The following is a 23,072-nucleotide window of genomic DNA, read 5'->3' as shown; positions in this document are numbered from 1 at the left end:
ACGGCGACGGGTACCTGTGGGTAGCCGACAGGCCGGTTGATACTGGCCGGGGTGTTTAGGAGCTTTCAGCATTTATTCTTCAACTTGTGCGCCAACAAGATTCTGAGCGAAAAATGAAAATCGCCGAGATTTTGGATTCTCCGAATACCCAATGGGTGTCTCTGGAAGAAATGGATCAGCGTCTGGCGGGCGAGTGAGCTATTCAACAAGCTTATCTTTTAGGAATCCGCGAATGCACGCGAATAGACGCGAATGTTTTGCTTTGGAATCGTTTAGGCGCTGGGTCATGACGAAGGATGTCCCTCCAAATGGAGGGCGGTGCTTCGTCGCCGCCTGCGGTGTTGTATATTCGAATGCAGCTGGTTCTAAATGAGCCGCGGAAGACGCAGAAAAGCGCGGAATTTGAGAATCGAGGGTGTGGCTTCTCAAAAAAGGCTTCCGCGGATTTCCGCGCTTTCTGCGGCTAAAAAAGAGATCGTTGGAGTAGTTTATATGTCTCCTGGCTGGGTTTCATCCTTTAGGGATCCGCTAATGCACGCGAATAGACGCGCATGTTTTGCTTTGGGATCGCGGCTGTTTTGCTGGGATACGAGCCGCGCTCATGAGTCTTCGACTTCCTTTCGGTAGACGACAGACCAGTCTGACACTTCTTCGATCATATCACTCGCAAGGAGACTCACCGAGTCTAAGGCCGAGTGCGTATGACCGCCTATCAAGGCTATAGCTGGCTCACCCCCTGCGCTCTGGATGTCTTTCACTTCGTGAATACCCGTATTCAGCCGCTCCAATTCTAATCCTTTATCTTTCAAGAAGAGGGCCATGTTTTTTGAGCGTTCCGACAGCCTGCTGGCCTCGGTTAAGTAGCGGATGGTGGAGAGAATGCTTGCGAGCACTGGCAGGACGGTTCCGAAGATGAGGAGAACTGGGAGCTCTTTTGCATCATAGCCGATGGTGATGTATCCGAGTAAAGCACTCAGGGCTAAAATGGCCGATCCATTGAAGGCAGTCACGCCGAACTGAAGCGAGCGATCCATGGTAACTTGTTCTTCGGCATTCTTCGCGTGGTGCACCGTCTGTCCATTCGTCTCGTGGCTGATCCATGCATCCTTTACTCTGTTCAATGCGGCCTTCAGGTCAGCTTGCCAGAATTTGAGATGTGTCGGCTCGGCAAGCAATACGGCTCTACTATTAAACCTCCCTGGCATGTCCGTTGGCTTGAGTTCACGGATCCATGCCAACAGTAGCCAGTCGAGAGCGCTGGTCTCTAGATCGTTTGACATACTGCGTGACTTGGTCACTGAAGGCGGGCGCAGGTGACCGAGCCTCGGTAGGTAAAACAGAGAGCGCATACGCTCCATGACATACCTAGAGAGGATCGCCTTTCGGTTCCAGCTCCGGTTGAACTTAGGCTCGTCCTCCTGAGCGGAGAACACTTTGAAATTTTTGATCACCCACTTTTTTGAGATCCGGAATCCTCCGTTGGCCACGACGGAATTTATTAAAATGCCTGATACGAAAATGATCTGAGCGCTGACCAGATATTGGTTCAGGGATACGTCTGCGGACTCTAAGTTTTCTCGTATGACAGCTGCCGCTAGCGCCAAGATGACAAAGATAGCATTGAGCAGAAAAGAACCACGGTAGCGCCCCGTGTAGTGCTCGTTGAGTTTCTTGATCGCTTTGCGGTTTTGGGCTATGCAGGGGATCTCGTCAGACGCACCTCCTTGGGTTTTACGCTCTTCCTGCTTCTTTGGTCTCACAGGGGCAGTTGTAGCCTTCTTGAATTGCTCATAGAGCCAGTTGTGGATCGTCCCCTTTTCGCGTTTGAACAAAACCGTTTGGCCATACGGGGGTTCGAAGAGATCTTTCAAGAGCGCGATGTACTCCGCTTTGGGGTGTCTCTCTTTATTTCCTTGGAGCCGGTCGTAGAACTGCCGGTCGTTCGTAAGTAGGCTACTCAGATAGCGCATCATAGACAGCCGGGCATCATCGTCTGAGCCCACGCTGTGGACGCGCAGCTCCTCTAGGTCGTCATCCTCGAGCACCCACTTCAGATGGGGGGTGTTATCAGAAGTATCCGTTCTCTTGAGACAGATGAGGAGTATCGGCAGTTTTTGTTTCTGCGCTGCGCGGATTGTTTCCAAGGTTCCGCCGGGAAGATCGCGATCGAATGGATCTACAGCTGCGATGAGTATATCTATTTGCCGGAGTAATAGGGCAGATTGACAGCGATGGCCCCGCCGGCGGCGGACACTCCGTATATGCTTTCGGTCTGCGGTCTGCTCACCTTTAAGCTTTTCGAAGAATTTTTTGAGGACTTCCGCTCTCTGCTCATCGTCTGCCGCCTGATTTATCGCCTCAAGGACCGAAGGGTGATGTTGGGCAAACCAGTCGTCCCAGCCTGGCAAATCTGGATACTCGTCAGGTTTGGGGTCGAAGATGCCGTCAGCCACGACACGCATATCCGCCGCGTTCAACCGCCGGTCGAAACCATCGTTGGTGCTAGAGTCAAAAGAGAAATCGTAGTCCACGATCCCTGCATTCGGGTCGTCCGTATCGGTGGGAGTTCTAAAAGGATCGACCGCATAGCTGAACGGAAGCACCGCTTGGAATGTCCGTTCAATGGGATTGCTGCCGGTTCTATCTGGGATAAAGGCATCGACAGCTTTGGCATCGGTGCCCTGGGCCAGTCCGCACACCAGACGCAGTTCCGGCCTCTGGGTTTTATCGAAAAAATCAATACAACTGCGCCGACAGGCTGGGTCGTCGACATCCTGGATGGCGCACAGGAAACCTTCGATTTGTTGGAAGATATCTGTGAAGATTTGGGATAGAGGATCATGACTCCTGGGCAAAAGGCCCCTGAGGTCCCCTTTTCCGGCTACGCCTAGACGCAGCGCAATGCGTGGCAGGGCAGCCTCCGCTTGAGAAGGTGGATGCAGGTTAGGGTGTTTCATTTGAGAGAAGAACCGAGCAAGCTGGGTTATTTCCTGAAAGCCAGGTAGGATTTCATGAGCTACTCGTTTTTGCAGGGTTCTCCAGTGTAAAAAGAAGATAAACCCTTGTGGGTATGGGATTATTCATTTGGCTCCTTTGGAAGTCATGGAGCCCGAGAATAGTAAACAACAGCCTCCGCTACGTTTGCCTATAGATGATCATCAGTGCCTGGTCTTTCACCACATCCCGGCGAAAGATCAGCGTTTCCGTATGGGCGCGCGGGGAGAGCATGCCAATGAAGAGCCCCGGCATTGGGTCGGCTTCCGTCATGATTATTGGCTGGGAGAGACGCCGGTCACGCAGGCGCACTATGCCGCACTCGCCAAGATGAGTAGAGTCGAATTAGACTCCGCCCCCAGCGATTTTAAGAACAAGCCAGACCACCCGGTGGAGTCTGTCAGTTGGGACGATTGTCAGCAGTTACTCACCGGCCTGCGTGCAAACTGGAATCTGCCTGAGGGCCTACACCTGCGCTTGCCGACAGAAGCGGAGTGGGAGTACGCCTGCCGCGCGGGGACAGACACCGACTACTATGCCGGCGACGGTGCTGCGGCGCTGTCTGATGCTGGATGGTATGATGAAAATTCCGGAATCAGTACGCATCCAGTACGGTCCGCAACAAAGCGTCCCAATGCCTTCGGCTTGTGGGACATGCATGGGAATGTGTGGGAATGGTGCCAAGATGATTGGGGTGTAGACTTGTTTGAAATCGGGGCCTATCGGAATCGCGGCTTCCAGAAGGATAACGCGATTGCTGACGAGACTGGCCAAGCGAACGCGCGTCGGGTTCCCCGGGGCGGCTCGTGGTTCAACTCAGCCGGGGACTGCCGCTCCGCTTTCCGATTCAGGGACCATCCTGGCTTTCGCAGCAGGATCAGGGGCTTCCGCTTTTGCCTGTCCTCCGGTCCGGTGGAAAACCAGCCAGCAAGCGGAGATGCCGGAGCGTCCGGCGCAAATTGGGCGGTGCTAAATCCGCCTGAACGACTTTGAACTATACGCGAACCTACCATGGAAGCCGCTGGAGGGCGGCCCTTCGTCGCCGCCTGCGGTGTTGTATGTTTACATGCAGCTGGTTCTAAATGAGCCGCGGAAGACGCAGAGAAACGCGGAATTTGAAGATCGGGGGATATGGCTTTCCCAAAAAAAGGCTTCCGCGGACTTCCGCGCTTTCTGCGGCTAAAAGAGGAGATCGTTGGAGTGTTCATATGTCTCCTGGCTGGTTTTTGGTCTTTTAGGGATCCGCGAACGCACGCGAATAGACGCGAATGTTTTGCTTTGGGATCGTTTAGGCTTTGGGTCATGACGAAGCATGCCCCTCCAAATGGAGGGCGGTGCTTCGTCGCCGCCTGGTTTTGCCTGTGGGCTGGGTCATTTCCTGAAAGCCAGGTAGGGTTTCATGAGCTACTCGTTTTTGCAGGGTTCTCCAGTGTAAAAAGAAGATAAACCCTTGTGGGTATGGGATTATTCATTTGGCTCCTTTAGAAGTCATGGAGCCCGAGAATCGTAAACAACAGCCTCCGCTACGTTTGCCCACAGATGACCATCAGTGCTTAGTCTTTCACCACATCCCGGCGAAAGATCAGCGTTTCCGCATGGGCGCGCGCGGTGAACGTGCTGATGAAGAGCCCCGGCATTGGGTCGGCCTTTGTCATGACTATTGGCTGGGGGAGACGCCGGTCACGCAGGCGGACTATGCCGCACTCGTCAAGATGAGTAGAGTCGATTTGCCGTCCAGAGCCAGTGACTTTAAGTGCAAGCCCGATCATCCGGTGGCGTCTCTCAGTTGAGACGCTTGTCAGCAGCTACTCACGGGCCTGCGTGCAAACTGGAGTCTGCCGGAGGGCCTACACCTTCGCTTGCCTACGGAGGCGGAGTGGGAGTATGCCTGCCGCGCGGGGACAGACACCGACTATTATACCGGCGACGGTGCCGCGGCTCTGTTCGACGCTGGATGGTATGGTGAAAATTCCGGCAGGAGTACACATCCAGTGCGGTCCGCAACAAAGCGTCCCAATGCCTTCGGCTTGTGGGACATGCACGGGAATGTTTGGGAATGGTGTCAGGATGCCTGGTACAGAGGGGCCTACACTCAGCATGGTGCTCTGGGTTTGGATCCGATCGTTGAGCGAGGCCAGGACGCGCTTCGGGTCTGCCGGGGCGGCTCGTGGTTCAGCACGGCCGGGGTCTGCCGCTCCGCTATCCGCCACTGGAACCACCCTGGCAGTCGCTCTGGGGGCAGGGGCTTCCGCCTTCGCCTGTCCTCCGGTCCGGTGAAAAACCGGCTGGAGCAGGAGTCCTCGGAGGGAGCTGAAAGGAGCGGAGTTCCTGAAGGTGCGACTGGAGGGGGCGCCGGCGGTCGAGTCCAAGTAGATCCTTACGCGGATCTACAGGTGCCGCCGCGCAGCGGCTCGAAAAATTTTTCACATAGAGGGAAGTCAGGAGGACGCGCCCTATGAAAGCGGTGGGCGGCCTCTTCGACCAAATCGGGGTGCACGAAAACTTATCCAGAGCAGCCTGGCGAGCGAGCCAAGGCAAGCGCTCACGGGTCGAGGTTGCTCAATGGCTGACGTGTGCAGAAGAGCGGATCAGCCACATAGCGGGACAGCTCAATGCGGGTGATTACCGCTTTTCTCCCTACAGAGCATTCGCTATCCGTGACCCTAAGAGTCGAATCATCCACGCTCCGTGCTTTGAAGATCGTGTGGTCCATCATGCTATAATCGCAGTCACCGGGCCCATTTTTGAGCGTGGAGCCTATCACCACAGCTATGCTTGCCGCCAGGGGCGCGGGCAGCACCTTGCTCTAGAGCAGGTGCGCCGCTGGCTACAGCCAGATTCTTGGTTCCTCAAGATAGATGTAGCGAAGTTTTATGACTCGGTTGGGCATGCTCGCTTGCGCCACGGCTTAACACGCCGTTTTCGCGAAAAGCGCCTCCAACAGCTTTGGGAGCGTCTATTGAGCTCTTACACGACACTTCCAGAGCATGGCTTGCCCATCGGAGCGCTTACGAGCCAATACCTGGGCAACTTTTTTTTAGATCCGATAGACCACTTGATTCAACGGCTCCCAGGGAATCACCATCATGTGCGTTACATGGATGATTTTTTGGTGATCGGTGATAAAGCTCAATTGATGCGTGTGAAGGATCTTGTCCAAGAGGCCTTGTGTGCGCTGGGTCTCACCATGAAACATGGAGCTACGCTTAATCGGGCATCCCAGGGTGTTCCCTTTCTTGGCTTTACCATCTATCCCGATCGTATGCGCTTAAGTGCCTTAGGTCGCCGCCGTTTGCGCCGAAAGTGCGGGGCGATGGCGAAAAGGGTGCAGCGGGATGCCCGCGATCTCAGGGATTCAGAGTGTGCGGCACTGAGTTCCGCCTTTGCCCATGCCCAGGTGGCGGATGACATCAATTGGCGGCGATCGCTCTGTCGTCGATCTGAACACATTTGGGAAAGGCCAGGACGCGCAACGGGTCCAACGGGGCGGCTCGTGGATCAACACAGCCAGGAACTGCCGCTCCGCTATCCGCACCAGGAACCACCCTGGCAATCGCAACAGGAACAGGGGCTTCCGCCTTTGCCTGTCCTCCGGCACGGCGAGGCTGTGCCTTCACCGGACGTCGCCTTTTCCAATACCCCAGCTCAATCGAGCGGGGACACATCCCCGGGCAAGCGCCCGTCGACTGCCGATATCTCAACCTGGATGGGAGCGGAGAAGGGAGTCGACGGGTAAGCAGCCCTCCTTTTCATCATGTTGCGTATGCCATCCTCATCATCTTCATCTTGTCCGCTGCCCCGGCATGTGCTCTGCAAGGGGCAGCCGTATGAAATGGCTTTCCGAGCGCTGCCGGAGGGGCGTTTTCGCAGGGGGGCTCGTGGCGAGTATTCAGATGAGGAGCCGAGGCAGTGGGTCAAAATGAGCCGGCCATTCTGGATGGCTGAGACGCCGGTAACGCAGGGGCAATACCGCTTCATGGCGGAACAGTGTGGGGAGCGCTTACAACAGATCGAAGGGCAGGAGGGGGCTGATCCCAGCTATTTCAAGAGTAAACCTGATGGCCATCCAGTTGAGCGAGTGGGATGGCATGAAGCCCGTCTGATGGGGGTATGGCTGAGTGAGCAGGCCTCACTTTTGCCCGCTGGCGTCGAAGCGCGCTTGCCGACGGAAGCGGAGTGGGAGTATGCTTGCCGTGCTGGCACCGACACCGACTATTTTAACGGCGACGGTGCCGCAGCGCTGTCTCATGCCGGATGGTATGGTGCAAATGCGGACGGCAGTACGCAGCCAGTACGGTCTCCGACCAAGTGTGCCAATGCCTTCGGCTTGTGGGACATGCATGGCAATGTGGATGAGTGGTGCCTCGACGCTTGGAACGCAGGCGCCTACGCTGAGCGCGGTGTTGTGGCTGTGGATCCCATCGATGTGGGAGGCCGGGACGCGCGGCGGGTCCTCCGGGGCGGCTCGTGGATCCTCACAGCCGGGAACTGCCGCTCCGCTTTCCGCACCAGGGACCACCCTGGCCTTCGCTACTGGAGCAGGGGCTTCCGCCTTTGCCTGTCCTCCGGTCCGGTGAAAAACCAGCAAGCGAGCGTAGGCCCGGAAGATGCCGAGGCGAGGGACCCCGCCGAGTCAGCATCTGGAGGGGCCGGAGCGTCCGATCGTGTGTCCGGCCTGGATGGGCTTAACGCGCCCGAAAAGCCGCGAGGTGAAGTGTTGTGATGGAGTCATCGGTAAATTTCTGAAAAGCGAGAGCAATGGTAATGGTCAACCCTCCAAGAAGTCTTTGTGTAGCCGAGCCGCTCTGTCGGCTCGCCGCTTTGGCGTGGATCGGAGCAACGGCCTGCGCCCCGACAGAGCGGGTCGGCTACAAGAGACTGCCAGGGGGCGCCGTCGCCCATCCTACTATCGCAATTGATTGAAACGGTGATCAGTTAATCGAAATTCTAAAGAAACGAAGACAAACACGGAGAATAATGAGTAGATCGGAAGACACAGAGGTCGCCCTACATTTCGCAGCAGGGGGAAGCGAGCTGCGCGAATGGATTAAGGCGCACCCGGGGCCGCAAGAACAGATAGAGCGTATCGTTTTGGGTGCGCTTGATTATGACGCAATGAAGGGTGAAGATCTCGCTCAGAGGAGAGAACAGGCTATCAAACGTACCGATGAAGACCTGCATTCGAACCTCGCCGAGTTGTTTCCCAATCTGAAATGCCTCCATCTCTGGTGCCTCAAGGAGATTACTGAGGTGCCTGTCTTACCCAAATATTTTCGCGAGCTCGACGTGCGGGGCTGTGTGGATCTAAAAAAATTACCCGACTTGCCCGAGAGCCTGGAGCTCTTGGATTTATCATACTGCACAGCACTGCCCCAAGATGCCCTCGAGGGCTACAGCTTGCGGGACTTGATGTATTTCCACATCGACGGCTGTGCGCAGTTGGATGAGGCGTATGTAGAGGCGATCCTGAGATCGAATCGTGGCACAAAAAAGAAACCTTCCTCGGATGAGCTGGCAGCCTTTAAGGCGACCTGGGGCGCCGGCCTCAAAGAATTTACCGCCGAAAACTGCGGGCAATGGACGTGTCTGCGGTTGCCGCGTTCACATTCTTTGCGTAAGCTGGATCTATCCGGCTGCACTCAATTGGCTGAAATCAAGAATATTGATCAGCAACGTAGCTTGCATCACCTCAATGTGAATGGCTGCGAGGCACTGAAGACCATCGACGCTTTTTATCCCGGAGAAATAGATAGTGAAAAAGGGGTTAAAGATATGCCCCTACAGTACTTTACTTGTGATGGCTGCGACAGTTTCTCTGAGTTCCTTGGGATGGATATCCGCAGTATCCATCGGAGTTCCCGCCCTGATCATAATGTGGCCGAAACGTTTAAAATGCTGTGTCGGCATGCCGACAGCGTTGACAAGATTGTCATGTCGAAAGTCCTGCTCTTGGGCAGTGGGCGCTGCGGCAAGACCACGATCGCTAAAGCCCTGCGATATTATGACCAATCGAAAGATGAACGGAATGCGAAATTTGACCCAGCAACGCATTCGGACTCCACGGAGGGCATCCACTGTATCGAATGGAAGACAGACTTCCGCGGGCCCGGTGTAACTGAGACGGGTATCGCCAATATATGGGATTTTGGAGGGCAAGAACTGTATCACAATACCCACCGGTTATTCGCTTCGGAGGGATCGGTTTACATCATTGCATTGACGGATCCTGATACACAGAAGGCACGGGTTGAGAGCGAATTGGGTGAGCGCTCAGAAGAAAAAGTAATCGTATATAAGAAGGAGAACGAGTATCGGGAGATTAAGTACTGGCTCGACTATATCCGGACGGTTCAGGGCATAAAGACAATGGACGATTTTGCCAAGGAGCTACATCGTTTATCCATCCACATTGTATACACCGGAAGCACAGATTCGGACGAGGCTGTGTCCCAGGTGAAGGCTCAAGCGGGAGAATACCTGTGCCATGTGGGTAGCGACATCCCCATTACAGTCTTAGACTTTCCTGACGAGAAAAGTTCTCGGGCTAAAAGGCGGAGTGCTGAAGATCAATTTCAACCGGTCGCCTATTGGCTGAAGCGCGCTCTCTTCAGACAGGCGGACGCATATGGGATGCGTGGCCCCTCTGTTTTTAGACAAGCTTCAGAGCTGGTTAGCGATCGCATCCGATCTGGTAAACATGAGGAATCGTTTGCGGATTGGACTGGCACGACGACTGAGCTTTCGGGTCGCAGGTGGAGTAAGGAGATCCATGTTCGCCACGCCAAGGTAATCGCACAATACCTGCATGATTGCGGACGGCTCTTTTGGCTGAAGAATCGCGGCCAAAGCCGGGTCGTGTTCAACCAACAATGGGCCTGCGATCTCGTGTATGCCTTGATGGAGTACGATCATAAGTTGGTCGAAACAGGGATGACGCGGAGCTATTTTAACGAAAGTGATTTCAAGAAATGGATACAGGCATATGAGCCCTTAAAAAACAGATTTACGGATCTATGGACCCTGGATTTCTTCGTGGGATTTTTGGATCAATGTCAGATCTGTATCAGAGTCGGCAAGGATCGCATGGTAGCAGTGCAGTCTGCACTGTTGCCCCATCCTAAAATGGGGATTTTGGAATCAGCCCTATTTCAGTGGAATAAAGTCGCCGGTGAGTTGGGCGAGACGGCGATCAATCATAGCTTTTGCCTGAGTGGAAAAAGAGAGGACGAAGCGTTCACTTATTTGATCGGTAATAGCGACTACCGAGATCTCTTGGCTAATCTGTGCCAACATGCCCACGGGGAGCTCCAGCCGTATCTTTTTGGGGATAACAAGGATCGGCAGGACAATGAATGGTATCATAGCGCATCCCCCGATCCCGAACTTATTATCTGGGAAGATGGGTTTCAGCTGCATCTGAGGCGAGCGAGTGACTCTGATGACCCCTCGGGGCAGCTCATTATCCGTGTCGAGTGGCAAGACTATACCGACCGAAAGTCTGGCCGGAGGACTTACAACGGAGGCCTTTACATTCAGCTACTCTGCACAGATGAATGAAGTGGTTCCCAATTGTTGATCCACGAAGCGAGCGATTCTCGCTTTATCGTCCTCAGTAAGCTGCCGCCGGACAACTAAGCGCAAAATTAGTTGTTCGATCGAAATTTGTGCGAGCTGAAATTGGTCGATTTGCAGTTGGTTCATGCGGCAGAAGCTAGCGAACTCATCATGTTCGATCTTGGGCCACCTTCGGGTTCCGTCTGGATATCTAAAGAGATTCCTCTGGCGCCCGATTATCTTGGTGAGCACTGGCAAGCCTCGTCCGCATTTACAATCCTCACCAACTTCTACCAAGTCTCCGAGCTCATATCTAATCATCGGTGCCGCGAAATTATGGAGGGAAGTTACCACGACTCTGCCAACGTGACCGGGGCAGCTTGGAGTGTTATCATCATTTAGAATTTCTACAAATACGGCTTCAGACTGCACATGATAGTGTTCAAAATCACTACACTGAACCGCTATCGGACCTAGTTCGGAGGCGGAGTAATTGTCAAAAATTGCGAGGCCATGCTCTTCCTTAGCGTGACGCCTTGTCCTTTCCGTCAAAACTTCACCGAAAGTTCCTAGCTGACGTAGCGACGGAATTTGCGACTTGAGAGAAGTGCACGCATTCATCAGGGAATCTATCACTGATGGATATGCAATTAGATAGGCCGGACGTAGATCACGTAGCGTTCTCAGCATCTCGTCTACCGGCATCGTAATAGGGATTGATGAAGAGCGCCCAGTCTTTAGCACGTGCTTTGTTGCGCTTTCCCAGGTGGACGAGTGTTTTACTTCGCTCGTTTGATTTGCTTCAGTTATGTAAACGACACTCTGTTTTAGATCGCGCGCGGCCCAACTGTGAGACCTGATCATCAGAGCGCATTTTATTAAGTGTGTCAGGTTAGTGCTCCTTGAGTGAAGAGGGCGCCCAGTAGAACCACTTGTGAAGTGATCGAGAATCTGTCCGTGGCCTTTGGGGATTTCTTTGCAGAACCAATCGTCTGCGTTGCGTTGTAGTTGCTCGCGACTGACGATTGGGAGGTTCAATAGGTCATCGAGGTTCTGAAATGTGGATGGATCGATTCCATGCTCATCGTAGAGCTTCCGATATAGGCTAGAATTAGAGTATGCGAAGTTGAGTATAGATTGGATCTGCGGCCATTGGCGCTTCTCCAGCTCTCGCCGATTGAGCCATTGAGTTTGTTCAAATTGGTAGAGCAAACATCCGATCGCAGAAGCCCATGGGTTTGTCACGCTTGGCCATGTTACCTGATCTGTTTGGTTAGCAAATTCGAGCATATGAACAGCTTCTAGAGACCATCAACTCTGGCTATCTCGCAAGTTTAATCGACTCCCTCCATGGCTCCTCAAGCGGGTCATTGCGTAAATATTTGAATACCTCAAGGTATTTAAAATTTCATTCTGGGCGCAGGCAGGGCCGAATCCAGTCGGCTTTCTGCATAAGTCACTGAATAATAGCGTGCCTTTGAAAAATGCGTTCACTTGGGACACACATAGGGACACAAGAATTTGGATTTTGGTGTAGCTTTACCGAATTTAGCGAAAATTGAGATAAAGTAATAAAGCCTGTAAGTCGCTCTATCGCAGTGCGATGTGTAAAACTTCACGAGCTCCAAAAACTCAAAATGGTCGGGCCGACAGGATTTGAACCTTTGCCAAGTGAATCTTATCCCATTCTTGTGCAGCAACTTAGAGCTCTATTGAAGTCTAATGGACACACATAGGGATACAAGAATTTGGCGGAACTAGACACGTTTTGTCGTGGATTCTAATCTGCGTAGCTAGATAGAATTTTTCGTAAATCATTGATATTGGTGTGGGTGACGCCGCTGGAAGTATTCCACGTTCCGTTATTACGTGACACGATGAAGGTTTCACTTGGCCTAATGTCCTCGCAAGCAGTGTAAAACCCTTTGGTGAGTTTCGCTTCGACCGAAGCTTTGATCTCGAAAGCTAGAATTGTCTCTCCTCTTAGCATGAGTAGGTCGAGTTCCGCTCCATTAGATGTGCGGTAGAAGTATGGCTCCCAGCTTGGAAGCAAGGCGGTGATCTGTTCGATGACGAAGCCTTCCCAGCTGGCACCTCTGATCGGGTGCCCACTTAGCGTGTCGTAGTCTTGGATTCCGACTAATTGATGCAGCAGCCCGCTGTCGCGAATATATATCTTCGGTCTTTTTGTGAGCCGCTTCCCTACGTTCGTGAAGTATGGTTTCAAACGGCGGATGACGAATGTGTGCTCAAAAAGATCGAGATAGTCGCTGATTTGCTGTCGGCTGAAATCATGCGATTCGACCAGCTGGCTCACGTTTAAAACTTGGCTGTGAAGATGTGCAGTCATTTTCAGGAGATCGCGCATCGCTGGTAATGAGTCCGCCTTTCCATACATGCTTAAGTCGCGTGTTAAATAGGTGTCTATAAAGTTGCGTCGCCATTCTGCGGAAACGCTTTCTGTTGGTGCGAGAAAACTGTCGGGGAATCCTCCGCGTAGCCAGAGCTTATCGATCTCCTCATGGCGCACCTCATCGAACCGAAATGGGGTGAGCTCTAAAAATGCGATGCGCCCAGCAAGGCTTTCACCGCTTTGTTTGAGTAGCTCATAAGATGCTGAACCTAAGAATAGAAACCGGCCGCTTCGTAGCCCTCTGCGTCGGCCGTCATCAATTAGGCCGCGTATTTCGGGGAAGAGTGCAGGGCGGTGCTGGACCTCGTCCATTATGACCAATTGCTCTTCTAAGGGTTTTAGATAGCCGACGCTATCGTCCAGTTTCGCCAAGTCTGCGGCATTTTCCAGGTCAAGGTAGGTGGATTTCTTGCTCCAGCTTTCCTTGATCTCAAATGCGAGTGTTGTTTTTCCGCACTGGCGTGGCCCTAGTAGTGCAACCGCGGGGAAATAGTCGAGTAGCTCAAGAACCCGCTGCTTAAGTTTTCGATCTAAACCATGCATTTTTTAATGCTAGCATCAAAAAAGCATGGTTGTAAAGTGATGTCTTGATCTCTTCAGGTGTGATTTAAGTTGGCAGGCCGACAACCTGTCGGCTTTTTTCGTAAGTCGTTGGTATAGAGTTCAACTTTCTCAATAACGACTGCTATGGACACACATAGGGACACAAAAATCGGATTATGCGGTGATTTTACCGATTCTCGCACAAATTAGGACAGGACCATAAAAACTGTAAGTATCTCACCTCCAGTTTGATGTGAAGTTTGAATTGAACTCCAAAAACTCAAAATGGTCGGGCCGACAGGATTTGAACCTGCGACCCCTTCACCCCCAGCGAAGTGCGCTACCAGACTGCGCTACGGCCCGACTCGATGAGGAGACAAGCCTCGTGTGGGTTGGGCGTCAAGGTTCTAAAGTTTTGGGGCGCTAGAATGGCTGGAACTGATTCAAGCTCGGATCTCTTGGATAGCGTGGAGATGACGACTGTTGATTGAATTGATCTTTGACTCGTCCGATGGCAATCACTCTCGCGATCATCCTACAAAACATGAGGACGGGTCAGACTTCTCTCTAGAACTGGTCGGTTCGCATTTGGTGGGAGCCGTCGGCAGCGCGAAAGGTTTGACCATTTTTGATGACGCGGAAGAAGTTGGGTTCCGTGTACATGATTCGGGCGGCGCCATTTGACGATATGTCGGCAGATCCTCCGTCGGCGATGGTGCCGTTGTGAAGGACTGCGCCCGAGCCGACTTCGGTGACGCGTACGAATACATCGCCTCCGGCTGCGATTAGCGTGAATTGCTGAGCTTCTTGGGGCGCGGATGCGGCGTTGTCTTCGCCGGTTTCGGTCGAGGTCATCGTTGTGGAAACAGGCCTGTCAATGTCGTCTGGATCTACTTGGGTCCATTGATTGACGAAGAGGATGAGAATGACCATCCCTAGGAGGCCACCGACGATGACTAATCCAAACTTCCAAAGGGTGCCTGAATCGACGCTGCCTGGGAGTTTGGGCATTGGGGTTTGTTTGCCTGAGGCGGTGGCGGAGTTTTCAGCGTGTTCATCGCCTCGCTTTAGACCACTGGCTGTTGGGCGGAAGGACGGTTTATTTTGTGACGTGGCATTCTCCGCAGGATCGAGGTCCATGCGCGCCAGATGGCTTTGGCGTGCTGCTCGTCCTGATGCTGCTGAGGCAGTGAGGGCTGAATAGTCGAGCATCACCTTCTTCACGTCGAGCTTCAGGAAGGAAGCGTAAATTTTTAGGAATCCGCGTCGGTAGATTTCCGGGAGGTCGAAGACGAACTCGTTCTTCTCGTATGCCGTCAGAAAGTCTACCCTGACTTTGGTGGCATCAGATGCCTCTCTCAGTGTGAGGTTTTGCCGTTTGCGGGCTTCTTCGAGTCTATCGCCGATACTCTGCATGTATTAAATAGTTAGGTCAGTTCGTCACTGAATCACAAGATATAACCCGTTTTTTGTGTTTGACGCCTTTGGAAAGTAAATAATCAGCAGGGGTTAAGCCATTCAAGGGCCGGGATGCCTCGGCGACTTTTGAGCCATGCGTCCACTGATTATTTTGCTTTGTTCAAGCTTTTTGACCTCCTCTATGAGCTCGGCGAGCACTTCGGGCTCGTCGATGATGCCGGAAGAGGTGATGACTCTGCTGAAGTCGGGAAACGCTCGGTTTGTCTCCGCGAATTCTGCGCATCCAAGGCAGTCTCGGACTCGATTGCAGGCTCTGGCTGAACATGGACATCACCCAGTAGCGACTATTCTCTGTAGCAGTGATAGCCGAGTGCCGCCTGAGATATTGTTTGATCAGGGTTTGGGCGATTTATTTGTGGTCCGGGTCGCTGGTGCGGTCGTGGATGTGGATCAGGCCGCGTCCATTGAGTATGGCGTCGACCAACTGGGCACACCGCTTCTTGTGATCTTGGGCAATGCGGATTGTGCTGCGGTGCGGGCCGTATTGGAGGAATCCGCTTTGCCGGGAAACCTTCCTCGGCTGCTCGACAACATGGTGCCTGCGGTCGAAGAGGCTATAAAGCGTTTTCCCGAGTTGTCTGGAGAAGAACTATTGCCCTTTGCAGTGCAAGCCAATGTCCAACAGTCGATCAGCGACCTCCTTGAGATCTCACCCCTCACGAAACAACGTGTGATGGACGGGCTGCTGAAGATTGTTGGGGCTGTCTACGATGTACGATCAGGGAGTATTCAATGGATGGCGCCTGATCCACAGCTCGTTCGCTTGACCCCAAAACCTAAGCCACGTCCGACCTTGAAACCTGTTGAATCTGCCCCCATGCCAATCATGATTCCAGTCAGTGCACGACCGTCCGAGTCGGTGACGCCAGCTGTTCCTTTAGGGCCGATCATTCCGGCTGAGCCAACCGACTTACTGCCGACGCCGCCGGTGGAGGATGGGCAAGGTGGTTTTTAGAGCATACCACATTTGAATTTAGCTCATTCTAAATGAGCCGCGGAAGACGCAGAATAGCGCGGAATTTGAGAATCGAGAGAGTATGGCTTCCCAAAAAACTTCTGCGCTTTCTGGTGCTAAAAAAGGAGATCGTGGGAGTGTCTATATGCCTCTCGGCTGGGTTTTAGTCTTTTAGGGATCCGCTAATGCACGCTAGTAGACGCGAGTGTTTTGCTTTGGGGCCGTGGCTATTTGGCGAAGAAATCTCTAGATTGATGGCGATAGCCATTGTTTGACCTGAGCTTTGACCCACCCCGTGGCAATCGCTCTCCCCATCATCCTACGTAATACGCTTGGGCAGGGCTCTTCTCATGCTCTGAACAGGAAGTCACTGAAATAAAAAGACCCGATGCCATTGAGTGCACCGGGTCTTCGAAAGTAAATCTATCTCGAGTTTACAGGCTTTTTGCGGCCTCGATTACGGCGTCTTTGGTGATGCCGAGTTCGTTGAGGATTTGGTCACCTGGAGCGCTGAGGCCAAAGCGAGTGAAGCCGACGATTTTACCAGCAAAGCCTACATATTTATACCAGCTATCTGGGACGCCCGCTTCTACAGCGACGCGCTTTGTGCAAGAAGCCGGCAGGATGGACTCTTGGTATGCTGCGTCCTGTTGGTCGAAGAGAAAGGTGCTGGGCATAGAGACGACACGCACGCCGTCTCCGAGTGCTTCGGCGGCTTCGACAGCGAGGGACAATTCACTACCACAGGAGATGATGATGTGGGTCAGCTCGCCCGCCTCTTTCTTGATAATGTATCCGCCTTTGAGGACGCCTTTGCGGCGTTCTTCTGCGGGAACCGTCTCGATGAGTGGTAGATTTTGGCGCGACAAGCTCAAGCCCGTGGGGCCATCGGTGCGTAGAAGGCCGGCGATAATAGCGCCGACTGATTCTTCGGGGTCTCCGGGTTTGATCATGCTGAGTTGCGGCATGACGCGCAGCGAGGCCATCGTTTCGACGGGCTGGTGAGTTGGGCCGTCGACGCCGACACCGACACTGTCGTGGGTCCAATACCAGAGGGAGTTGATATGGGACAAAGCCGAGAGGCGCACGCTGGGGCGCATATAGTCGGAGAAAGTGAAGAAGGTCGCGCCCGAAGCGTAAAAGAGGCCTTCGTACGCGATGCCGTTGACGATCGCACCCATGGCGTGTTCGCGAATACCGAAGAGGATGTTTCGGCCCTTGCGGTTGTCGGGCATGAAGTCGCCGTCCGCTTCTTTGAGGTAATTCTTCGTGGATCCGTGGAGATCGGCAGAGCCGGATACGACAAGTGGCAGTTTAGCAGCAAGGGCGCTCAGTGCGGCACCTGCTGAAGCCCGCGTCGCGGCAGCTTTTTCGTTGGCTGAAACGAGCGCAGAGAGCTCGTCAAAGGAAGGCAGCTTGTTGGCATAACCGTCTTCGAGAGTCTGCGCTAACTCAGCATTGGCAGCTTTCCAGTCGGCATACAGTGCATCCCATGCTGCTGATGCGCTAGCGCGTTCTGCCTTCAACGAGTCCAAGTAGGCCTTGGATTCCTCGGAGACATAGAAGGGATCGCCGGGAAGGCCGAGGGCGTTGATCGAGGCTTCGGCAAATTTGGCACCGCCTTCACCATGGGCGCCGCTGGTGCCGGCTACTTCAGGTATTCCACGACCGATTTCAGTCTTAGCTTCGATGAGCTTCGGTTTGCCGTTCTTGGCGACCCGGGCGTAGTCGATCGCCGCTTTGAGTGCGTCAAGATCGTGTCCGTCGACGACGAGAACTTCCCAGCCCAGGGCTTCATATACATGTTGAGTGTTCTCGGATTGCGAGGCCTCGCCCATGGCGTCGAGGGTGACGTCGTTGGAGTCGTAAATGAGAATGAGGTTGTCGAGCTTTTGGTGGCCGGCGAAGGCAACCGCTTCACGGGCAACGCCCTCCTGCAGGCAGCCATCTCCTGCGAGGCAGAAGACATTGTAGTCGAAGATAGCATGCTCCTCTGTGTTGAAGAAAGATTCTGCCATTTTACCAGAGACGGCGAGTCCCACGGAATTTCCGACACCTTGGCCGAGGGGGCCGGTGGTGGCTTCGATGCCGTCGGTATAGCCATACTCAGGGTGTCCCGGGGTTTTGCTATGAAGGTGCCGGAATTTGGAAAGATCTTCCTTGGTAACGTCGAAACCAGCGAGATGGAGCCAGCCATAGAGAAACATGGAGCCGTGACCAGCAGAGAGCACGAAGCGGTCGCGGTTGATCCAGCGCGGTTTGGCGGGATCTACTTTGAGGCCATAGCCGTAAGTGACTGCGCCAATTTCAGCGGCTCCGAGGGGCATGCCGAGGTGCCCCACATATCCTGCGGCGACCACGCCGTCGATTGCGATGCCCCGGGCTTCGGTGGCAAGAGTAGAGAGTGTGTTCGTGTCGAACTGCATAGGTTTTCTTTTAGTTAAAGGATCAGCATGTGGGCTCTTTTACCGAATTTGCGAAACTGAATTCATCCAAAAGTGGATGAAAGTTGCTCATGCATATCGGTGAAGGTCTCGATCCATCAGCCCATGGGGTAGGGATATTTCTGGCTGATAGCGTCGATAGCGCCGTTGATTTCGTCGGTAATTTTAAGTTCGTCGCCCCCAAGAATTTCGTCGAGCTGCGCGACCGTGTTGGCGCCGACGATCGTTGAGGCGACCCAGTCAAACTGTTTGCTCCAGGCGGTTGCCAAGGCTGTGGCCGTAGTGCCGACTTCCTGGGCCAATTCCATGAGGTCGGCGGTGGTGCCCAAGGTTTTTTCATTCACGAACCGGTGGGCCATTTTCTTTTGGCGTTCGCCTCCTTGTTTCAAATAAGCGCTGAAGCGGGCGTCATCGGGGTAGGTGTCGCCATTGTATTTTCCAGTTAGGACGCCGCCGGCTAGAGGTGAGTAGGGTAGGCAGCTTAAGCCTTCACGGGTGCAGATGTCTGCCAGGCTATCTTCGAAGCGCCGGTTCGCCAGGGAGAAGTTGTTTTGGATCGTCTCGTACCGGCTGAGCAGGCCCAATTCTTTTGCAGTGGCGTCTGCTTTCATCGCGCCCCAGGCGGTCTCATTGCTGGACCCGATGACGCGGACAAGCCCTTCGGAGACGAGCTCATTGAGCGCAGTGAGGGTCTCCTCGTAGCCATAGTCATGGTCGGGCCAATGAGTTTGATAGAGGTCGATGTAGTCCGTGCCCAGGCGCTCGAGGCTCCCTTCGATAGCAATGCGGATGTTAACCGGATCCAGAGCAGTCAGACCGTGGCGCACAGGAGGTTTGAACCAACCATGGCCAGGTCCCGTGACTTTGGTCGCGATGATGACCTGGGAGCGTTCTTTGGTTTTGAGCCAACGTCCAAAAATGCGTTCGGTCTCGTTGACGTATTCGGCCTTGGGCGGGACAGGGTAGATTTCTGCAGTGTCAAAAAATGTGATACCGGCCTCAAGCGAGCGGTCTAAGATTCGGAAAGCTTCGTCCTCATCACAACTGGAACCAAAGGTCATGGTTCCCATGCAGATATCCGATACAACAATGCCGCTGCGGCCCAGGCGTTTATAGTTCATAATTAGGTCAGGATTATAGATCGAATATCTGACCGTGGCCTAATCTCGTAGTAGGTCAATAAGGGACACGTGACTTTGGTGTTACGAGCCTGTTGATAAGAGATTTCTAGAGAAGAGTGCAAAGAATCCGCGAATTAACTTGGATAAGTTGGGTCGTGAATGGTTCAGGTATTGCTATTGTTGAACCTCGGAATTCTAAAGTTTAGACCACTCTACATTAATGGACACGAATATCTCAGATGAAGTTGAGGCCCTGATAGAGCACTCTGGGGATACCCAAAAAGTATCGCGGTCTAAAGGCCTTATTTCTTTTATAAACAGCCCGTTTTTTCTGTCATTTGTGGCTGGGGGTTTTTTGACTCTATCATCACTCCTTGTGACGAATACGTTGGAAACTCGGCGCGAAATGCGTGAAGTTCGACTCTCGGCTTTGGCGGCGAAAAAGGAAGCCGTCAAAGAATTTGCCGATGGAATTATGCTGTATCTCGACCAGAGTATTGGCATACGGTATCGGGAAATTTGGTTGTATAGCCATCAAGGTTCTAGTGAACGAGAAAGCCTCATCTATGCCGACGGACGCGATTTCGATGCGACTCGAGAGATGTATGAGGCGCAACGTATAGCCGCTCAGGATATGCGGTATGGGTTTGCCATTTGTATGTATACTAAGGCGGTCTTCATCGATAGTCCGGCAGTGGTCGATTGTCTCGACCGGCTAGAAAGAAGTTTTGACACATACGCGACGACCTGGAGCCGAGATGTGCTTGAAGAGGAGAAATTTAAGATCCTAGATTTGGTCCGTGAAGCATCCTTGGATATGTCGCATCATATCAAGGAGGTTAGTTCGATATAGTGTAATATCTCTTATTTAGGAACTGGATGTGTGCTGGCTAAGGCAATGTCCTCTAGAACTAGCCTAAGAAATCGATGAATGTTGTGATCTAATAGTTTAGGGTGGGCGAGCAGCATAAGTTGGACGCTCTGTTGTTTTGGTATTACTGAAGAGATTATGAGCACGAAATTACCGACTTACGATTTGATTGGCAAAGGCTACAATTCTAGGCGGGCTGCTGATGTGCGTATTTTGAGCAAATTAGTGGCGTTGCTGGATCAGCCGGAGGGTGCTCATATTTTAGATGTTGGCGCTGGCACGGGGAACTATACTGCGGCGCTGGCTGATCTCGGCTATTCGATGACTGCTCTCGAACCTTCGACAATCATGTTGGAAAGCGCGGTAGGACGCGATTCGATTGACTGGTACCGAGGCAGCGCTGAGGCCATGCCTTTTGACGATGATCAGTTCGATGCAGTCTATTGCACTCTGTCAATGCACCACTTTACTGATCCAGAGTTGGGACTGAATCAAATACGCCGGGTTTTGAAACCGGGCGGCCGTTTTGTTGCATTCACTTCTGACCCAAGGCGTATTCCCTCAGATTTCTGGATGCGTGCTTATTTCGATGCCTTGTTTGTTGAAGCTGAAGCGATTTTCCCACCTATGGGTCAATTGCTTCAGCGTCTTGCTGTCGTTGGTTTTGCCGGAGCGGTTGATGAAGCCTATCCAGTTCCGTCCGATAATCAGGACGGATTTTTTTGTTCGGCTTGGCGGAGACCAGAAGAATACCTTGACGAGGCTTTTCGTGCTGGAATCTCGTCGTTCAGGCTGATGGACCCGCAGCAACTCGACTCTGCTGTAGCTTGCTTGCGCTCTGACCTGGAGTCGGGGCGATGGCATGGGCGCCATGCGGCCATTCTCGAACCCAATGAGTTTGATTGTGGCCACTCATTTGTCGTGGCGAGTAAGCCGCCCGAGTGAAGGGTCACCGGCTAGGCGCTGCTGTATTAAGCAAGTTAGTACAAAAAACGCCGCCCCGTGGTGTGGGTCGGCGTTTTGCTTCGAAGTTGTTTTGCGTGTTATTTATTCCTGGTCGGCGAGCCAGCGCTCGGCGTCGATTGCGGCTTGGCAGCCCATGCCGGCGGCGGTGATCGCTTGGCGATAGACGTGGTCGGCACAGTCTCCAGCGACGAAGATCCCAGGGATGCTCGTGCGGACTTGGCTTCCCAACTCGGGGACAATGTAGCCGTCTTCATCAGTCTTGAGGACGTCTTGGGCAAAGTCGGTGTTAGGAATGTGTCCGATAGCGATAAAGACACCTTTACATTCAACTTCGGAAGGCTCGCTGGTATTGCGATTCGTCACTTTGATGGCGCGGGTCATGCCTTGATCGTCAGGAATGATTTCGTCTACGACCGAGTCCCAGATGATCTCGATTTTTTCGTGATTTTTAGCGCGGTCTGCCATGATGGGTGACGCACGGAATTCGTCGCGTCGGTGCACCATCGTGACTTTGGAACAGAATCGAGTGAGGAACAGGGCCTCTTCACAGGCGGAGTCGCCACCGCCGATCACGACGACGTCCATATCGCGATAAAAGGCGCCGTCACACGTGGCGCATGTAGTGACACCCTTTCCACCATACATCTCCTTTTCGCCCGGTATGTCGAGCAGGCGTGGGCGTGCCCCGGTTGCTATGATGACGGTCTTGGTTTCGTAGATTTTTCCAGACTCGGTGGTGAGTTTTTTTACTTCACCTTCGAATTCAACGGATTTGATCAATTCCGAGGCGAATCGAGTGCCGAAGCGTGTCGCTTGCTTGCGCAGGCTGTCCATAAGCATAAAGCCATCGACGCCCTCTGGAAATCCAGGAAAGTTTTCAACCTCACTCGTCGTAGTCAGCTGTCCACCTGGCTGTGAGCCTTCGAGTAAGAGAGGCTCGAGGTTAGCGCGAGCTGTATAGATAGCTGAGGTGAGTCCGGCGCAGCCGGTGCCAATGATAATGACGTTTTCCATCCCGGCGTAAATGAGACAGAATCGTCGATTCTGCAACCATCGAGACAGAGAAAAGTATGCTTACGCCGTTGGGTTGTGTTTTTCGGCGGTTACCTTTGCCGAAAAAAGCCTGACTTCGTCTGGAAATCAGGCTTTGTGAATAGGTAAGAGGCGGTCAGTTATTCGGGTTTTGTCTTCTTTAGGCCTACGACGCGGTCTCCGTCTTTCCACTGGCCGCGTTTTTTGAGTAGTGACACGCGCTCGAAGCGCTTGAGTACTGTGCGTTTGTTACCGCTTGATGAAGCGCCGACTTTGAAACTGTTGTGCTGAGACATGATGATTCCCTTAAATTAAAGAAAAATGAAGGAGAAAACGGTTTTGAGTCATGTGTGTCAATTCAGGATTTGGTGATGGTGTAGTATTGGGTGCAATTGAAGGAACGGGGAGTTTTTTTGCAGAAACACCACTTTAAGGTGTACAAGCGTTCACTAATATGAAATAGGCTTGGGATGGCTGATAAAAAATCCTCTCCAAAACAAGTCGAACAATCGGAGCTCGACGCCCTCCTTTCTGTTCTCAAAGCAGATCCGCTACTATTCGATCGGGTTAAAGAAGTGGTCGAGCTCAGTCGGCTCAAGCAGGGGCAAAGCACCCGGATTGACGCTGTCGAAGACGAACTCGTTGCCAGGATTAACAAGCTCGGGCAGCAGACACTCAGTTCTTTTGGTGAAGCAGTAGA

Annotated in this window: 18 protein-coding genes and 1 tRNA gene; 10 read left to right on the top strand and 9 right to left on the bottom strand. The window is 53.0% G+C overall.

Going from position 1 to position 23,072, the window contains the following annotated elements; translation table 11 throughout:
- Positions 1-599 precede the first annotated feature (599 nt).
- Positions 600-2,957: a hypothetical protein gene (locus HRU10_07240; GenBank protein NRA27025.1), complete on the bottom strand. Its 2,358-nt coding sequence runs from the start codon at positions 2,955-2,957 to the stop codon at positions 600-602.
- A gap of 145 nt (positions 2,958-3,102) precedes the next feature.
- Here HRU10_07240 and HRU10_07235 point away from each other — a divergent pair, with 145 nt between their 5' ends.
- The 6 genes from HRU10_07235 (at position 3,103) to HRU10_07210 (ending at position 10,551) form a co-directional block, all read left to right on the top strand.
- Entirely contained in the window at positions 3,103-3,987 is an 885-nt protein-coding gene (locus HRU10_07235) for a formylglycine-generating enzyme family protein (GenBank protein NRA27024.1), read from the top strand.
- A gap of 497 nt (positions 3,988-4,484) precedes the next feature.
- Positions 4,485-4,784, top strand: a complete 300-nt coding sequence (locus HRU10_07230; protein ID NRA27023.1) for an SUMF1/EgtB/PvdO family nonheme iron enzyme — start codon at positions 4,485-4,487, stop codon at positions 4,782-4,784.
- 27 nt (positions 4,785-4,811) lie between these two features.
- Positions 4,812-5,453 (top strand): formylglycine-generating enzyme family protein, encoded by a 642-nt coding sequence (locus tag HRU10_07225; protein ID NRA27022.1) that lies wholly within the window; start codon positions 4,812-4,814, stop codon positions 5,451-5,453.
- Positions 5,450-6,730, top strand: a complete 1,281-nt coding sequence (locus tag HRU10_07220; GenBank protein ID NRA27021.1) for a hypothetical protein — start codon at positions 5,450-5,452, stop codon at positions 6,728-6,730. Before HRU10_07225 ends, HRU10_07220 begins: the two co-directional genes overlap by 4 nt.
- Positions 6,731-6,757: 27 nt before the next feature.
- Positions 6,758-7,717 (top strand): formylglycine-generating enzyme family protein, encoded by a 960-nt coding sequence (locus tag HRU10_07215; protein NRA27020.1) that lies wholly within the window; start codon positions 6,758-6,760, stop codon positions 7,715-7,717.
- Between the two features lie 254 nt (positions 7,718-7,971).
- Positions 7,972-10,551, top strand: coding sequence for a hypothetical protein (locus HRU10_07210; protein ID NRA27019.1), 2,580 nt, complete (start codon positions 7,972-7,974; stop codon positions 10,549-10,551).
- On the opposite strand, the gene HRU10_07205 is transcribed toward HRU10_07210, so the two are convergent.
- From HRU10_07205 to HRU10_07190, 4 genes are all read right to left on the bottom strand, one after another.
- Positions 10,531-11,838: a phenylacetate--CoA ligase family protein gene (locus HRU10_07205; protein NRA27018.1), complete on the bottom strand. Its 1,308-nt coding sequence runs from the start codon at positions 11,836-11,838 to the stop codon at positions 10,531-10,533. The genes HRU10_07210 and HRU10_07205 overlap by 21 nt on opposite strands.
- Positions 11,839-12,328: 490 nt before the next feature.
- The gene (locus HRU10_07200; protein NRA27017.1) at positions 12,329-13,504 is read right to left on the bottom strand and encodes an ATP-binding protein; all 1,176 of its coding nucleotides are present in this window, start codon (positions 13,502-13,504) and stop codon (positions 12,329-12,331) included.
- A 286-nt stretch (positions 13,505-13,790) separates the two neighbouring features.
- Positions 13,791-13,867: transfer RNA gene (locus tag HRU10_07195), tRNA-Pro, on the bottom strand.
- A 204-nt stretch (positions 13,868-14,071) separates the two neighbouring features.
- Positions 14,072-14,920: a helix-turn-helix domain-containing protein gene (locus tag HRU10_07190; GenBank protein ID NRA27016.1), complete on the bottom strand. Its 849-nt coding sequence runs from the start codon at positions 14,918-14,920 to the stop codon at positions 14,072-14,074.
- 184 nt (positions 14,921-15,104) lie between these two features.
- On the opposite strand from HRU10_07190, the gene HRU10_07185 reads away from it, so the two are divergent.
- Positions 15,105-15,938 (top strand): carbonic anhydrase, encoded by an 834-nt coding sequence (locus HRU10_07185; protein ID NRA27015.1) that lies wholly within the window; start codon positions 15,105-15,107, stop codon positions 15,936-15,938.
- A gap of 434 nt (positions 15,939-16,372) precedes the next feature.
- Here the strand turns inward: HRU10_07185 and HRU10_07180 are convergent, their stop codons facing one another.
- Positions 16,373-18,364: a transketolase gene (locus HRU10_07180; protein ID NRA27014.1), complete on the bottom strand. Its 1,992-nt coding sequence runs from the start codon at positions 18,362-18,364 to the stop codon at positions 16,373-16,375.
- A 116-nt stretch (positions 18,365-18,480) separates the two neighbouring features.
- Complete coding sequence (locus tag HRU10_07175) at positions 18,481-19,503, bottom strand: aldo/keto reductase (protein NRA27013.1); 1,023 nt, start codon at positions 19,501-19,503, stop codon at positions 18,481-18,483.
- Between the two features lie 220 nt (positions 19,504-19,723).
- Here HRU10_07175 and HRU10_07170 point away from each other — a divergent pair, with 220 nt between their 5' ends.
- Both HRU10_07170 and HRU10_07165 read left to right on the top strand, forming a co-directional pair.
- A complete protein-coding gene (locus tag HRU10_07170; protein NRA27012.1) occupies positions 19,724-20,356 on the top strand; it encodes a hypothetical protein in 633 nt (210 codons plus the stop codon).
- 156 nt (positions 20,357-20,512) lie between these two features.
- Positions 20,513-21,319: a class I SAM-dependent methyltransferase gene (locus tag HRU10_07165; GenBank protein ID NRA27011.1), complete on the top strand. Its 807-nt coding sequence runs from the start codon at positions 20,513-20,515 to the stop codon at positions 21,317-21,319.
- A gap of 102 nt (positions 21,320-21,421) precedes the next feature.
- Here the strand turns inward: HRU10_07165 and trxB are convergent, their stop codons facing one another.
- A complete protein-coding gene (gene trxB, locus HRU10_07160) occupies positions 21,422-22,354 on the bottom strand; it encodes a thioredoxin-disulfide reductase (protein ID NRA27010.1) in 933 nt (310 codons plus the stop codon).
- A 158-nt stretch (positions 22,355-22,512) separates the two neighbouring features.
- Entirely contained in the window at positions 22,513-22,668 is a 156-nt protein-coding gene (locus tag HRU10_07155) for a small basic protein (protein ID NRA27009.1), read from the bottom strand.
- A 174-nt stretch (positions 22,669-22,842) separates the two neighbouring features.
- Between HRU10_07155 and HRU10_07150 the strand changes: the two genes are divergently transcribed.
- Positions 22,843-23,072, top strand: a 230-nt coding sequence (locus HRU10_07150; GenBank protein NRA27008.1) for a hypothetical protein, incomplete at its 3' end; no start/stop codon positions are given.

This window comes from Opitutales bacterium, from assembly GCA_013215165.1.
Lineage (GTDB): Bacteria > Verrucomicrobiota > Verrucomicrobiia > Opitutales > JABSRG01 > JABSRG01.
The sequence above is the reverse complement of the archived record's forward strand: the minus strand, read 5'-3'. Positions and strand labels throughout refer to the sequence as shown.

Bases quoted from the DNA above. Each gene is read 5' to 3' on its own strand.
- HRU10_07205 (NRA27018.1), bottom strand. From the start codon at position 11,838: ATGCTCGAATTTGCTAACCAAACAGATCAGGTAACATGGCCAAGCGTG.
- HRU10_07190 (NRA27016.1), bottom strand. From the start codon at position 14,920: ATGCAGAGTATCGGCGATAGACTCGAAGAAGCCCGCAAACGGCAAAAC.
- HRU10_07200 (NRA27017.1), bottom strand. From the start codon at position 13,504: ATGCATGGTTTAGATCGAAAACTTAAGCAGCGGGTTCTTGAGCTACTC.
- HRU10_07180 (NRA27014.1), bottom strand. From the start codon at position 18,364: ATGCAGTTCGACACGAACACACTCTCTACTCTTGCCACCGAAGCCCGG.
- HRU10_07155 (NRA27009.1), bottom strand. From the start codon at position 22,668: ATGTCTCAGCACAACAGTTTCAAAGTCGGCGCTTCATCAAGCGGTAAC.
- HRU10_07220 (NRA27021.1), top strand. From the start codon at position 5,450: ATGAAAGCGGTGGGCGGCCTCTTCGACCAAATCGGGGTGCACGAAAAC.
- HRU10_07240 (NRA27025.1), bottom strand. From the start codon at position 2,957: ATGAAACACCCTAACCTGCATCCACCTTCTCAAGCGGAGGCTGCCCTG.
- HRU10_07210 (NRA27019.1), top strand. From the start codon at position 7,972: ATGAGTAGATCGGAAGACACAGAGGTCGCCCTACATTTCGCAGCAGGG.
- HRU10_07235 (NRA27024.1), top strand. From the start codon at position 3,103: ATGGAGCCCGAGAATAGTAAACAACAGCCTCCGCTACGTTTGCCTATA.
- HRU10_07185 (NRA27015.1), top strand. From the start codon at position 15,105: ATGAGCTCGGCGAGCACTTCGGGCTCGTCGATGATGCCGGAAGAGGTG.
- HRU10_07170 (NRA27012.1), top strand. From the start codon at position 19,724: ATGGACACGAATATCTCAGATGAAGTTGAGGCCCTGATAGAGCACTCT.
- HRU10_07215 (NRA27020.1), top strand. From the start codon at position 6,758: ATGCCATCCTCATCATCTTCATCTTGTCCGCTGCCCCGGCATGTGCTC.
- HRU10_07230 (NRA27023.1), top strand. From the start codon at position 4,485: ATGGAGCCCGAGAATCGTAAACAACAGCCTCCGCTACGTTTGCCCACA.
- trxB (NRA27010.1), bottom strand. From the start codon at position 22,354: ATGGAAAACGTCATTATCATTGGCACCGGCTGCGCCGGACTCACCTCA.
- HRU10_07175 (NRA27013.1), bottom strand. From the start codon at position 19,503: ATGAACTATAAACGCCTGGGCCGCAGCGGCATTGTTGTATCGGATATC.
- HRU10_07165 (NRA27011.1), top strand. From the start codon at position 20,513: ATGAGCACGAAATTACCGACTTACGATTTGATTGGCAAAGGCTACAAT.